Raw genomic sequence first — 14,147 nt, forward strand, 5'->3', positions numbered from 1 at the left:
CATTTTCTGTTAATAGCCTACCGTTACGGCAGTGGCTTTGCTATGTTTATCTTTGGGCCAGAGTGCGTCTTTCAACGTCAGGTATACGAAGATGCTGTTGGTGACCAGGTAGCGCTTCCAGAGGCGCTTCGGCTCCTGGTACAAGCGGTATGTCCACTCCAGCGACAAGTCACGCGCCCACTTCGGCAAACGTTTCTCCAGTCCGGCATAGGTCATATAGGCCTGTCCGACGCCTAACATACAGGCTTTTACGCGGCCTTTGTGCTCGGCCATCCAGCGCTCCTGCTTCGGACAACCCAGGGCCACAAACACCAGGTCCGCGCCCGAATCATTGATCATATCCACAATCGACTGGTCCTCGGCATCCGTTAGCTTGCGGAAAGGCGGTGAATAATGACCGGCTATTTTTATAGCGGGGTGCTTGGCTTTCGCTGTTTTCACTACCTCCTCCAGCACATCGTCTGTGGAACCGTAGAAGAAAACCGACTTGCCTCTGGCAGCGGCCTCCTCGATCAGGCGCGGCATCAGGTCCATACCCGGCACGCGGTCCTGGCTGTGGCCGTACTTCAGCTTCATCAGCTTTGAGAGAGGTCCGCCGTCCGGCGAGGCCACATCCGCCTCGTTCAGAATTTTATTGAATCCCGGATCCTGGTAAGCCTCCACCAGCATATGCACGTTGGCAAAGCACACGTAAGAGGATTCCCTGTTTTCGGTCATCCAGAAGACCTGCTCCACAAACTCGTCGAAGCGGCCGGTGGTAATGTAGGAATTCAGTAAGCGACGCTTTTGCTGCAGGGGTGCTGCGGTTTTGCGCAGGGTGCTTGGTTCCATTATATCGTTAGTATGCATTTTTCTCGCCTTTCACCATGTTCCATACAGTCAGGAAGATGATCTTCATGTCCATCATGAAGCTCCAGTTTTCCATGTACTTCACATCGTACTCCACTCGTTTTTCCATCAGGTGCACCTCTTTGGTTTCTCCACGGTAACCACTCACCTGCGCATAACCTGTGATGCCTGGTGTTACGAAGTGGCGCATTTTGTACTTGTTGATCACTTTTGAGTAGTGGTCCAGCTGCGACACCAGGTTCGGACGTGGTCCTACCACCGACATGTCACCGAGCAGTACGTTGAAGAATTGCGGCAGTTCGTCGAGGTTCGTCTTGCGCAGGAAGGCACCCACTCTGGTCACGCGCGGATCGTTCTTCGTAGCCTGCAGCTCTGTGTTGTTGTTCACACGCATGGTTCTGAACTTATAGCACACAAACAGGCGGTTCTTTTTACCAGGGCGCAGCTGCTTGAAGAAGATAGGCCCTGGTGAGCTGATCTTGATGGCCAGTGCGATGATTGGCATGATGATCGGGAACAGCAGCAGGATAACGGCAGACGAAAAGGCGATATCGAAAACGCGCTTCACCACGCGGTTAGTCACTTGCTCCAGCGGCTCCTTACGCACGCTGATCATCGGGATGTTCTGGTAGAAGTACATGTTCACTTCGCGCTGCACAATGGCGCTAAAGTCAGGCACAATGCGGAAGTAGATGAAGTTCTCGTCCGCAAACTCTGTCAATTCGTCGATGTGCTCTTTGTCATTTACCGGCAGGGTATAGTAAACTTCATCGATGTTATTCTGGAGGCAGAAATCCTGCAGATCAGCCACTGTACCTTTTACCATGCTGCTATGCTTGCTCAGTTCCTCGGCCTTGTCTGTGAAGAATCCCATGAACTTACGGCCTGGTGCCTCGTCATTGCTGAAGGTCTGGTGCAGGTTGATGGCAGCCGGTCCCATGCCCACAATCACGTAGCGGCTGTAGGCCATGTCTGATTTGGAGAAGTAGCGCTGGGCCAGGAAAAGCACAATGCGGCTAACCCCGATCAGCAAGGCTGTAAACAGGTAAGTGTACAGCAGCAAGAGGCGCGACAGGTGCTCCAGGTTGAAGATTACGATACAGCTGGCCAATATCACGGCGTGTATCGCAAAGGCATTCAACAGGTTGCCAGTTCTTCTGCCCACCGGCAGGAAGCCATCTATTCTGAAAACAAAGTTCTTGAACCCCGAAACGATCCACCACACGAGTGCAAACAGTACAAAGAAGATGCTGTATTGGTGTGTGAGTTCCAGATCGCCATACCGGAAGAGGTTAGAAAGCTTAAACGCGAAAGCGATCAGTGTGATGTCTAGTATTAATAAGAGTATTCTATTAAAACTATTATAGTGTCTGTATTTGTGCATAACCTGTAATTGTACTTATTGAATCATAATTCCCTTTTTCCCTTAATTGACTTTCTTACGCCTCTCGCATTCAATCACTTTGTCAATCCCCACGTTGCGCTGGGAGCGATGACAACTTTACTATGTGTGTTTTCCTTTAGCCTTTAAATTCTATTTCTGTTTCTGGAGATCCTGGCGCTTTTTGAAAATTGACTTTTATCTAGCACCCAGAATTTAGACTGAAATACGACTGCATTTATATTAAGGTTTATTAATTTATCGCTAAATGGTGAATAAATTTTGAATCGATAATATTAACATATTTATATTTTTAAATAGATTGGATTATAAATAATAACTTATATATGTAATACATAACTATTCCAATAAAATTCATATCAACTAGTACTATTGTCCCTACAAACGTGCTTCCCTCACCAATTCTTCCATTGAAAAAAATATCAGCTGTTGATTAAGAGTTATGGAGAGGGAGGCTTTTACGATCACCCCCACGAAAAAGAGGATTAATTTATAGGAGAATAAAGCAAGGCAGCGTGCTTTGGCTTGCTCAAGCACGGTTTAATAACATATTAAAATAATACAATTAATTTACTACATCCTTTATTGAGGGGTATCATAAATGGCCTATACAGCAAAATAAGGCAGATTTTATGCTAGTGAGAGGCATTTGTCGATGGTGGCAATGACCCAAAGGTTAAGACTTTAAAATCCGGTTCATAAAAATTTTACAATTATTTGAACCAACTAATCTCAAAAAACATTTTGCACAATACGGACAGACCACGAAAATGTTCGGCCAAAGGTGATAAAAGTTTTCAGGCCTTGGAATTCATTTTTCCATCACCCTGATAACGAATGGAATGTTATAGAAAATAGCCGGTAGCACTGCTTTTTCTCTCTAGTTCTCCCCTTTGACTGAATTGAATTTTCCGGCCATCGCCCTTTTGATAAAAAAGCAATTTTCTATAGCAAACTTATACAGAACCCCTTATGCAACTGGTACAAAAGAGCCTCGCGTTAGTTGTGCTCACCCTGCTTTATGTGCTGTGTTTTGGTACAAAAACCTTGGCGCAAAGTTGCACTCCTCTTATAACTGTTTCGGGCTCTCCCTCGCTCTGTGCGGAAGGTGAAACTGTACTTACTGCCACAGAAGCAGCTAGTTACAAGTGGTCGAACGGCGCTACCACCCAGCGCATTACCGTTACGGCGGCAGGTACTTACACTGTTACCACCACCAACGTAGATGGGTGCACCGCTACCTCTGCTCCTGTCCAGATAAGCGAGCGGCCCGATGCCACCATCAAAGACCCGCTTTACGATTTTACTTATTGTAGCTATACCGGCAGCGCCAACTCTTTCAAACTGGAAATAGAGAACGCCTCCAAAACCGCGGCCACTAACACGGGCTATACCATTAACTGGGGCGATGGCAAAAGTGATACTTTCGGACCCGAGTTCGAAAAAACAAGCCATACCTATACGGCTGCAGGCCTTTATACCATTTCTGTAACTGCCACCGACGCCAGCGGCTGCGAGGGCACCTTCACCGAAAAACTTTTTATCGGCAGCAACCCGGGCCTCGGCATTACCAGCGATGGCAATAACATCGACTGTGCGCCGGTTTCCTATGGTTTCAGAATCACAGGTGTGGAAGGCAACTCCCCGCACACCGTCTATACCTTCCAGTTCGACGATGGCACGCCAGCCTATGTTTTTAAGCACAACGAGCTGCCCGCCGACCGCGTCCTCCGTCACGAGTTCCTGGAGTCCTCCAAAGACAAGCCCAACGGCTTTACCCTGAAAGGCACCGCCACCAACCAGTGTAACGTGTCCATCGCGACCTTCACCGGTATTCGCATTTCCAAAGGTCCGATCGCCGATTTTGCGATCGGCAATGTGTGTTTGAACGAACCGGTACGCTTCCAGGACAAGACCAAGAACGGCTACGACGCCTCTGCCCGAAACGATCGCTACCGTGTTAAGTGGGAGATCTTCCCGGAGACCGGCTGGAGATTCTCTTCCGGCAACGGCACGACGCTTTCGCCTAACGTGGTGTTCAACGAACTGGGTGAGTACATGGTGCGCCTCACGGCTTATCCGCTTGACCCAAACTCGACCTGTTTGCCAACGGTAATGGAGCAGATGATTGTGGTAAACGATGTGCCCAAAGCCGCTTTTGATCTGACACCGGACGGCGGTGTGTGCGCCCCTTCCATCTTCCGGGCTCAGAACAACTCTACAGGCGCTGACCTGAAGTATACCTGGACCGTGTCGGCAGAGGAAGGCTGGAGCTTTGCCGAGGGCACTGATGCCAACTCCGTGAATCCGGTCTTCAGCTTCGATAAATCCGGCACCTACACCGTGTCCCTGCTGGCCAGCAGTTTCTGTTCAGCCGTGAGCACGCAGGAGACAAATATCGTTGTCATTCACAAACCGCTGGCGACTCTGCCGGAGGCGCAAACCTATTGCGGCCCGCAATCCATTGCCTTTTCAGAAAACAACGCTGCCCACCGCCCTGTGTACGATGCCCAATCCGGCACCATCAGCGCCTACCGTTGGGAGGTGAGCGGTCCGGGCCAGGCAGCTTTTGAAGCAGGTACCAACGCCGCTTCAGCCTATCCAACGATCCGTTTCACAGAGCCGGGCACTTACGAAGTAAAAGTGACAGCCACAAACGAATGCGGCGACTCAGAAACAGCTACGCAGCAAATCAAGATCGATGCTATACCTGAACTCCTACTGAGCGCTCCGAAAGAAGTTGTCTGCCTGAACAGTGGCATCATGCAGTTGCAAGCCTCGCACGAGGGCGGCAAATGGAGCGGCTCTGACTATGTATCGGCTGACGGTCAGTTTAATCCTGCCTCGGTTGGCACCTATACCCTGACCTATACCTACCGTTCCGGCGTGTGCGAGGTGGCTGAGGAAATCACAATAACGGTAAACGACCTGCCTGTTGCGCCCACCCTGCAGCCGGTGGCAACGCTTTGTCCAGGCAGTCCGGCAATGCTGCAGATACTGAAGGCCGAAGGCAGCGTACAGTGGTACGACCAGCCAACAGGGGGCAACCTGCTACACGAAGGGGCTACATTCCAGACAGCTGCTCTTGACAAAACAACAACATTCTATGCCCAGACCACAGTGGAGGGCGGCTGTTCCAGCGTGCGCACTCCTGTTAAAGTGGAGGTTTACCCGGCCACCCCGGCTCCTGTGGTAGCTCCTGTTACCCTGTGCGGTGCCGGCAGCAGCGCGACATTGGCAGCAGAAGGCAATGCCGGCGCGTATGAATGGTTCGCCGATGCAGCAGCCACACAACGTTTGGAGACCGGAAGAAGCTTTACGGCTCAGAACCTGCCGGAAGGCGTGAGTACTTTTTATGTTCGCGGCGTGACCAACGGTTGCTACAGCCCTGTGGTAACCGCGACGGTTACCATCCTGCCTGCGCTCGACCGCAATACCCTGAATGAAGTGCCGGCGATCTGTGCCGGGCAGTCCCCTGCCCGGCTCACTGGCACGGCCCCTATCGGCGGCAACGGCAGCTATACCTACCGCTGGGAGGCTAGTGTGACAGGCGCTGAGGCAGGTTTTGAAGTAATAGCCGGTGCTACTGCGGCTACTTACCAGCCGAGCACGCTCAACCGCACGACCTGGTTCAGAAGGACCGTATTGTCAGCTGGTTGCTCCCATACCTCCGCTCCGGTTGCCGTTACGGTTACGCCTGTCATCGACCAAAACACGATTACCGCCATCGCTCCTATTTGCGAGGGCGCAGAAGCTCCGACTTTGATGGGCAGCGATCCGACTGGCGGCACGGGCAGCTATACCTATACCTGGGAGTTCAGCACGACTGGCGCCAGCAACAGCTTCAAAGCAGCCGGCGGCAACAATCGCGAGCAACACTACGAGCCAGGCACGCTTAACACCACCACCTGGTTCCGCCGCAAAGTAACTTCCGGTACCTGCCAGGTGCATGTGAGCGAGGCTGTGAAAGTGACAGTGGTGAAACCGATCACGATGAACTTTGTGTCCGTGCAGCAGAATACCATCTGCAGCGGCAGCATGCCATCCGTTATCATCGGCAGCATGCCACAAGGCGGCACCGACCAGAAGACCTACCGTTGGGAGATGCGCAGCGAGAACGGCAGCTTTGAGCCAGCGCTGGGCACCAACACGGGTTTGAACTATACCCCGCAGATCAAAGACAAAACCATGTGGTACCGCCGTGTGGTAGCAGGTGGCCCTTGCGGCGAAAGTGTGAGTAACGAGATTCAGATCCTGGTGCAGCCGGCCATCGAGCAGAACACCATCCAGATTGCCGGACAGCCTGTTCTCTGCGAAGGCACTGCCGCAGCTACGCTTACGGGCGCGCAGCCTACCGGCGGCAATGGCAGCTATACCTATCGTTGGTTACAGAATACAAGCGGCCCGAACGCCACCTTTAGCCCGGCTGCCGGCAACAACACGGGCCAAAATTATACGAGCCCGGCCAACCTCACCCAGACTGCCTGGTACATGCGCGAAGTCGTGTCAGGGGAGTGTATCAGCAACTCGGAGATGATAGAGGTGACAGTCGTAGGCTTGCCGGCTGCGCCGGAAGTGGCCCCTGTTACCGTTTGCGAGGGCAGCACTGCAACTCTGACTGTAAATAGCCATACCACCAACACTTTCCGTTGGTATGCCAGCGCGACTGCACAGAGCCACCTGTACGAAGGCTATAGCTTTGAGACAGTCGCATTGCAGGAAACGACCACCTTCTTTGTAGAGGCAGTGAATGTGAACGGTTGCGGCAGCAGCGAGCGCCGCCCGGTAACCGTGACGGTGAACAAGCGCATTGACAACAACAGCCTGACAGCTCCAACTGCGTCCATCTGCGCCGGGCAGCGTCCGAATACACTGACAGGCACGACACCAACTGGCGGTAACGGTAGCTATACCTACCAGTGGGAGGCCAGCGTGACGGGCGCTGAGGCAGGCTTCAGCCCGGTAGCGGGTGCCACGGGCGCTTCTTACCAGCCAGAGGCCTTGGAGAAGACGACCTGGTTCAGAAGAATCGTGCTGTCTGGTCCGTGCCAGGCACATACCAGCCCTGCCGTGAAAGTGGACGTACTGCCAGCGATCAGCAACAATAACATCACAGTAGAAAAGAGCACGATTTGTGCGGGTGATGTACTGCAGCAGCTAAAAGGTACGGCCCCGGCCGGTGGAAATGGCACCTATACCTATCTGTGGGAAAGCAGCCGCGATGGCCAGCACTTCACAACCGCAGCGGGTACTAACAACCAACCGGACTACCAGGCCCCTGCCCCACTGACCGAGCGCATGTGGTACAGAAGAGTGGTGTACTCGGCTCCTTGCCAGCAGTCGGTGAGCCCGGTGCTGCAGATCGTGGTGCAACCAGTGATCACCAATAACACCATCACCACTCAGGCCCATGCTGTTTGCGCAGGTGACACGCCGGACGAATTGAAAGGTACCCGACCGACAGGTGGCAACGAGCAGCCGGTATACCTGTGGGAAAGCCGCACCGAAGGCACTGAGTTTACGCCTGCCGCAGGTAACAACACGGGCACGAACTACCAGCCAGGCCAGCTGACCGAAACCACTTGGTTCCGCCGCAAAGTGGTGGCCGGTGAGTGCTTCAACACCTCAGCAGAGGTACGCATATTGGTAAACGCCGTGATCGCAAACAACACGATCTCAGCGGATCAGGTGATCTGTACAGGCACAGCGCCAGCCAAACTAACGGGTTCACAGCCAACCGGAGGCACCGGCAGCTATACCTATTACTGGGAGGCCGCAGGCAACGATGGCGTGTTCCGCAAAGTGAACAACAGTGCTTCGGCCGACTTAACCGTGGGCATCCTCACCACCACGACCTCTTTCCGCCGTGTGGTGGAGTCCGGTCCGTGCCAGATGGTGTCAAATGTGGTGACGATCACGGTTTCGCCGGTTATCAGCAACAACACAATTGGCTTGAACCAGAGCATTTTCCGTGGCCAGACACCGGCTCCACTTTCGGGCACGAACCCGAGCGGGGGCGCAGGCGCGGGCAGCTATACCTACCTGTGGGAAAGCAGCCATACCCAGCAGGGTGGCTACCAGCCGGCTGCAGGTATAAACAACGGTCGCCACTATACGCCAGAAGCGCTCCATGAATCAACCTGGTTCCGTCGCCGCGTGTTCTCGGGTGGTTGCGAAACGGTGTCAGATCCGGTGCTGATCGAAGTTCACAAAGGCGTGACGAACAACAACATTCACAGTGATCAAGTGATTTGTGTGGGCAACAAACCGGCCACCCTCCAGGGCTCTGTACCAGTAGGTGGCGACGGGGACTTCCTTTACCTGTGGCTGGCCAGCACGAAAGGTGCTAAAACGGGCTTCATGACGGCAACAGGCCAGAGCACGGGCAAAGATTACAGCCCGGCTGCGCTCACGCAGTCTACCTGGTTCCGTCGTGTGGTGCTTTCCGGCCCAACACCTGACACCAGTGCAGCCGTGTTTATCAACGTGCGTCCGCCGATGGCGAACAACCGCATCAGTACCAGCCAAACGATCTGCTTCGGCACGGCACCTGCTTTGTTGGTGGGCACACTGCCAACAGGCGGCAGTGGTAGCTATACCTATAGTTGGGAAAGCAGCACCAGCGGTGCGGACAATGGCTTTACAACCGCCAGTGGTGTGAACAGTGGTAAAGATTACCAGTCTGCTGCGCTCACCCAAACCACCTGGTTCAGAAGAGTAGTAACCTCTGAGTCTTGTGAGCGACTGGTGGGCGAAGCGGTGAAGATCACGGTGACGCCACTGCCGGATATGCCAACAGCAAGCGGCCAGACGATCTGCCACAGCACTAAAACAACGCTGACTGCAACAGGTAAAGGCGGCCGACTGGAGTGGTATAGCCAGGCAAGAGGCGGAGACCCGATTCAGGTGGGAGCCAGCTTCACAACGCCTGTACTGACCAGCACTACCACGTATTATGTGCAGGAAGTGGCCTCATCATGCGCCAGTGAGCGTCGTCCGGTAACGGTAACAGTGCCTGCTCCTAGTGCCAACGCAGGTATAGACCAGACCCTGATGCTCGGCAGAACAGTTCAGTTGGAGGCTAAAGGCGGTGAAACTTACAGCTGGTCTCCGGCCGAGGGACTAAACAACCCGAACATCGCCAATCCATACGCCAAACCAGAGAAAACCACAACTTATACCGTGACGGTGACGAACGCAGCAGGCTGCGTGTCTACGGACCAAGTGACGATTACGGTGCAGCAGCTGGTCTACGTGCCGAACACCTTCACGCCGAATCAGGATGGGGTGAACGATGTGTGGGAGATCCTCAACATTGAGCAGTACCCGAACTGCAAGGTGCAGGTGTTCAACCAGTGGGGCAATGTGGTGTTCAGCTCACAAGGCTATAAACTGCCTTGGGACGGACGCCAGAACGGCAAAGAACTGCCGATCGCCACTTATTACTACCTTATTCAGCTAGATAACCAGGAAAAACCGCTTTCAGGAAGTGTGACAATTGTTAAATAACCGTCTATGAACAAACTTTTAGCTTTAGGATGTGTGCTTTTGATGGCTACCCAGGCCATGGCGCAGCAAAAGCCGCAGTATTCGCAGTACACCCTCAACAACTACCTGCTTAACCCAGCCATAGCAGGTATAGAGGATTACGCTGACGTCAAGATCGGTACCCGGCAGCAGTGGTCCGGACTGGAGGGGGCACCCGTGTCGTACTACGCCACGATCCATGCGCCTTTAATGAAAGAGCCGACTCCGGTAACAGCGGCTCAACGCAACAGCTCGCCCGCCAAGGAGGCCACCACCAAAAAACCTACCTCCTACCGTCGCATCCGGCCGCACCACGGTCTGGGCGCCATGGCCATGACGACAGCTACGGGCCCGCTCAAGCGCAGCAGCTTTAACGTGAGCTATGCCTATCACCAGCCCCTTACCCGTACCCTGCGGGTGGCAGCCGGCGTGGCGCCGGGTTTGATACAGTACAGCCTGGACCCCACGGCTGTGCGTGTTATCAACCCGAACGACAAAGCCATTAACGACGGACGGATCAACGAGATGAAGTTTGACCTGAACATGGGCCTGTGGCTTTACTCATATAACTATTATGTAGGTATAGCCGGTGCGCAGCTGGTACCCAGCAAGCGCGAGCACCTGACCACGGGCACTGCCACTGATAACAGCGGCCGACTACAAAAGCATTACTTCCTGACGGGCGGATACCGCCTGGATGTGTCGCCTGGCCTGGCACTTATACCTTCGGTGATGGTGAAGATGGCACAGCCTAGCCCGGTTTCCGTCGATGCTACCCTGAAGGCGATCTACAGCGACCGCATCTGGGCGGCAGCCTCTTACCGCCACAACGAGTCATTGGCGGTGATGGCAGGTATAAACATCAGCTACCTGATGGACTTAAGCTATTCCTATGATGCGAGTGTATCCCCACTGGGAAGCTCCAACTCAGGTAGCCACGAAGTGGTGCTGGGCCTTAAACTCCGAAATGCTGCTAAGATCATCTGCCCGCAATGGGCCTGGTAAGCTCAACAGATAAGATTTACAGACACTTTAAAGAGCAGCCAATGGCTGCTCTTTTGCTTTCAATAGTATAAATTAATTACAAAACTTTTAAAAATTATTACAGTATATTTAGGTGCTAATCCTTTTCAATTATGGTACCCAAACAGCTTCTGTCAACTTTTCTAGGTATAGTGTTCATTGTGTTCGCCGCTATGCAATACAACGACCCGGACGCAGTTATCTGGATAGCCATTTACCTGCTGGCAGCCATCTTTAGTTTCCTGGTCACTTTTAACAGGATCAACCAAGGCGTACTGCTAGCTGCTTTCGCTGCCTATGCTGTTGGAGCCGTATTCTTCTGGCCCGCCAAATGGGAAGGTATAGCCATTGGCGGGGGCGACATCAAAAACATTGAAGAAGCGCGCGAGTTTCTGGGCTTGATCTTTACCAGCCTTTCGATGCTGACCTTCGCCCTGCTCAACCGAAGCAAAGCCCGCCTGCATCCCCGAAATCCAATCTACCGAAAAGGAAAATGGGCAAACTGATAACTCAGCCTGCCCATTCTTCACAATAGTAGCAGCTTTTATTCCAGTTGCTTTATTAATTACAGCTATACCTGCTCTGCCTTAAAACCGGCTTTCTCCACTGTGCTCTTGATAGCCTGAGCATCCAGGCTGTCGGTGTTCACCTCCAGGATCTTGTCCGGGTTGTCGGTGTCCACTTTCCAGTCCTGCACTCCTTCCAGTTTGTTCAGGTGAGGCGTCACGGCTCTCACACAGCTTCCGCAGTTAATGGTCGTCTTAAATTTATAGGTCTTCATATTTAACATAATTTATAAACTAATTAAAAACAATTTACAATTTCTTTCCGCGCAGGCGCAGGCTGTTGCCTACCACCGAAACTGAGCTAAGGGCCATGGCAGCGCCGGCCACCATCGGGTTGAGCAGGAAACCGGTGAAGGGAAACAACAAACCCGCTGCCACAGGTATACAGATTACGTTGTAGATAAAGGCCCAGAACAGATTCTGACGGATCGTGCGTACTGTTGCCTGCGAAAGTCGAATGGCAGCGGCCACCTGCATCAGGTCAGAGCGCATCAGCGTGATGCCCGCCACGTCCATGGCCACATCTGTACCGTGCCCCATCGCAATGCTGACGTCGGCCGTGGCCAGTGCCTGCGCATCGTTGATGCCGTCTCCCACCATAGCTACCACCTTGCCCTGCTCCTGCAGTTTCTTCACAAAGTCGGCCTTGTCGCCAGGCAGCAGTTCGGCTTCGTAGTGCGTGATGCCAACCTGTCGTGACACGGCCGCTGCCGTCTGGGCGTTATCGCCGGTGAGCATGTATACCTCCAGACCCGCTTTCTTCATGCGGACTATACCTTCGGCGGCAGCAGGTTTTATGGGGTCGCTGACCGCGAACACCCCCAGTGCCTTTTGCCCATTGGCAAAGTATACGGCTGTTTTAGCGTTTTCCTGCAGTTGTCGGGCCGCTTCTTCCAACTGATTGTCGAGTCTTATACCTTCCTGGCGCAGCAGCTTTTTGTTTCCGGCAAAGAACTTCTCTCCGCCAAAAGATGCTTCCACGCCCATACCTGTCACACTGTTAAAGTAGTCCGGCTCCAGGGTAGCAATGCCTTGTTCTTTGTAATAGGTATAGATGGCCTGTGCAATCGGGTGTTCGGACTTGGCCTCGATCGAAAAGAAAAGCTGCTCCAATCGCTCCTGCTCGGTCACCCCTTCGGCCCATACCACATCCGTAACAGAAGGCTTGCCCAGCGTGATGGTGCCCGTTTTATCCAGCAGGATGACGTTGGCTTTGTAGGCGTCCTCCAGGCTTTGCGCATCTTTGATCAGAATACCGTTCTCAGCACCCTTGCCCACACCCACCATAATGGCGGTCGGCGTAGCCAGACCCAAGGCACACGGACAGGCAATTACCAGCACCGAAATCATCGACACCAACGCCTGAGACAAGTACGCCTCACCGCCAAATACTACCCAAGCCGCAAAGGTCAGGATCGCGATCAGCAGCACAACCGGAACGAAGATACCTGCGATCTTGTCAACCAGCTTCTGCACCGGCGCTTTGCTGCCCTGCGCCTCCTGCACCATTTTGATGATATGGGCCAGCATCGTTTCCCCACCGGTTTTGCGGGCAACCAGTTGCAGACTGCCTTTCTGGTTGATGGTACCGGCAAAGAGCATGTCGCCCACCTGCTTCTGCACAGGCAGCGGCTCGCCGCTCAGCATGCTTTCATCTACATAAGACCCACCGGATAGCACCTCGCCGTCCACCGGCACCCGATCGCCGGGCAACAGCAGCACCGCGTCCCCTATCCGGACTTCTTCGATGCGGATTTCGGCCTCCACGCCATCGCGCAGCACGCGCACGGTTTTAGGCTGCAGTCCCATCAGCTTCTTAATGGCCTCCGAGCTTCGGCTTTTAGCGCCCTCCTCCAGGTATTTGCCCAGCAAAATAAAGGCAATGATTACAGCGACGGCTTCATAGTACACATGCGGCTCCAGGCCCCGGCTCAGGAAAAACTGTGGGTATACGGTGTTGAACAGACTGAAGGCGAAGGCTATACCTGTACTCAGGGCCACCAGCGTATCCATATTGGCGCGCAGGTACTTGGCCTGTCCCCAGGCGTTCACGAAAAAGCGACGTCCGGCCCAGAACAGGATTGGGGTGGTGAAGGCCAGCATGGCCCAGTTGCCCCAACTGAAGGTATTGTGAAAGAACATGCCCAGTACAAACACCGGGAACGCCAGTACCGCTGCCGCAATGGTTTTGGTTCTGAGTATAGCCAGCGCCTTCTCCTGCCTCTCCTCCAGTTCTTCTTCGGTGTGTTGGCCAATGAGCAGTTCGAAGCCAATCTCGTGCAGGGTGTCGCGCAGTTGGTCCGGCCTCACCTGGTTCGGGGCATAGGCTACTTGCACCGTTTTGCCTGCGAAGTTCACGTTGGCTTCCTGCACGCCATCGACAGTGCGCAGCATGCTCTCGATGCTGGAAGCACAAGAGGCACACGTCATCCCTTCTACCGGGAAAGTGTCCTTTTTATAGTCTTTTTTAGTTAACGTTTCCATGTCGTGTTACTGGTTTATCTCCCATTCAACTATACAAAGGTACTCCCGTTCAAAGCCCAAAGTGTTATGAAATCCCTGCAATTGTTTACATATTCTTGATGGCCTGCTGAGGAATCACAACGTTTGGCAGCATTATACTTATCTGAAATTCAAATAGCTGGAACTAATTAAGGTGGGTAGTTTTGTTTTTAGCATTATAAATGTTTATGTTCGGGGATAAACACTGATCACAATCGGTGCAAATTTCGCTACCCGAACATCCGCGCTGTTTAACTCAGTTAGCGCCTGTACCTTTA

The 14,147-nt window shown here is 53.3% G+C and carries 7 protein-coding genes; 3 read left to right on the forward strand and 4 right to left on the reverse strand.

All coding sequences use genetic code 11. The features are described 5' to 3' along the window. Window positions 1-9: 9 nt before the first annotated feature. The gene (locus tag B0B12_RS07390; protein ID WP_244554622.1) at window positions 10-831 is read right to left on the reverse strand and encodes a WecB/TagA/CpsF family glycosyltransferase; all 822 of its coding nucleotides are present in this window, start codon (window positions 829-831) and stop codon (window positions 10-12) included. A 7-nt stretch (window positions 832-838) separates the two neighbouring features. Beyond that, window positions 839-2,233, reverse strand: coding sequence for an undecaprenyl-phosphate glucose phosphotransferase (locus B0B12_RS07395; RefSeq protein ID WP_244554623.1), 1,395 nt, complete (start codon window positions 2,231-2,233; stop codon window positions 839-841). A gap of 990 nt (window positions 2,234-3,223) precedes the next feature. Here B0B12_RS07395 and B0B12_RS07400 point away from each other — a divergent pair. The 3 genes from B0B12_RS07400 to B0B12_RS07410 all read left to right on the forward strand — a co-directional run bounded on the left by B0B12_RS07400 (window position 3,224) and on the right by B0B12_RS07410 (window position 11,307). Continuing rightward, window positions 3,224-9,760: an Ig-like domain-containing protein gene (locus B0B12_RS07400; protein ID WP_076667053.1), complete on the forward strand. Its 6,537-nt coding sequence runs from the start codon at window positions 3,224-3,226 to the stop codon at window positions 9,758-9,760. Window positions 9,761-9,766: 6 nt separating this feature from the next. Continuing rightward, window positions 9,767-10,783, forward strand: a complete 1,017-nt coding sequence (locus B0B12_RS07405; protein ID WP_076667054.1) for a PorP/SprF family type IX secretion system membrane protein — start codon at window positions 9,767-9,769, stop codon at window positions 10,781-10,783. 131 nt (window positions 10,784-10,914) lie between these two features. After that, on the forward strand, window positions 10,915-11,307 hold the full coding sequence (locus tag B0B12_RS07410; protein WP_076667056.1) for a transmembrane 220 family protein: 393 nt from the start codon (window positions 10,915-10,917) through the stop codon (window positions 11,305-11,307). 65 nt (window positions 11,308-11,372) lie between these two features. On the opposite strand, the gene B0B12_RS07415 is transcribed toward B0B12_RS07410, so the two are convergent. Continuing rightward, window positions 11,373-11,582 (reverse strand): heavy-metal-associated domain-containing protein, encoded by a 210-nt coding sequence (locus B0B12_RS07415; protein ID WP_076667058.1) that lies wholly within the window; start codon window positions 11,580-11,582, stop codon window positions 11,373-11,375. A gap of 34 nt (window positions 11,583-11,616) precedes the next feature. After that, a complete protein-coding gene (locus B0B12_RS07420) occupies window positions 11,617-13,851 on the reverse strand; it encodes a heavy metal translocating P-type ATPase (RefSeq protein ID WP_076667059.1) in 2,235 nt (744 codons plus the stop codon). Window positions 13,852-14,147 lie beyond the last annotated feature (296 nt).

This window comes from Pontibacter indicus (assembly GCF_900156345.1).
GTDB lineage: Bacteria > Bacteroidota > Bacteroidia > Cytophagales > Hymenobacteraceae > Pontibacter > Pontibacter indicus.

What these genes read in the sequence shown, in the direction of transcription:
- B0B12_RS07410 (WP_076667056.1), top strand. Translation starts at nt 10,915, where the DNA reads ATGGTACCCAAACAGCTTCTGTCAACTTTTCTAGGTATAGTGTTCATT.
- B0B12_RS07400 (WP_076667053.1), top strand. Translation starts at nt 3,224, where the DNA reads ATGCAACTGGTACAAAAGAGCCTCGCGTTAGTTGTGCTCACCCTGCTT.
- B0B12_RS07395 (WP_244554623.1), bottom strand. Translation starts at nt 2,233, where the DNA reads ATGCACAAATACAGACACTATAATAGTTTTAATAGAATACTCTTATTA.
- B0B12_RS07405 (WP_076667054.1), top strand. Translation starts at nt 9,767, where the DNA reads ATGAACAAACTTTTAGCTTTAGGATGTGTGCTTTTGATGGCTACCCAG.
- B0B12_RS07420 (WP_076667059.1), bottom strand. Translation starts at nt 13,851, where the DNA reads ATGGAAACGTTAACTAAAAAAGACTATAAAAAGGACACTTTCCCGGTA.
- B0B12_RS07390 (WP_244554622.1), bottom strand. Translation starts at nt 831, where the DNA reads ATGGAACCAAGCACCCTGCGCAAAACCGCAGCACCCCTGCAGCAAAAG.
- B0B12_RS07415 (WP_076667058.1), bottom strand. Translation starts at nt 11,582, where the DNA reads ATGAAGACCTATAAATTTAAGACGACCATTAACTGCGGAAGCTGTGTG.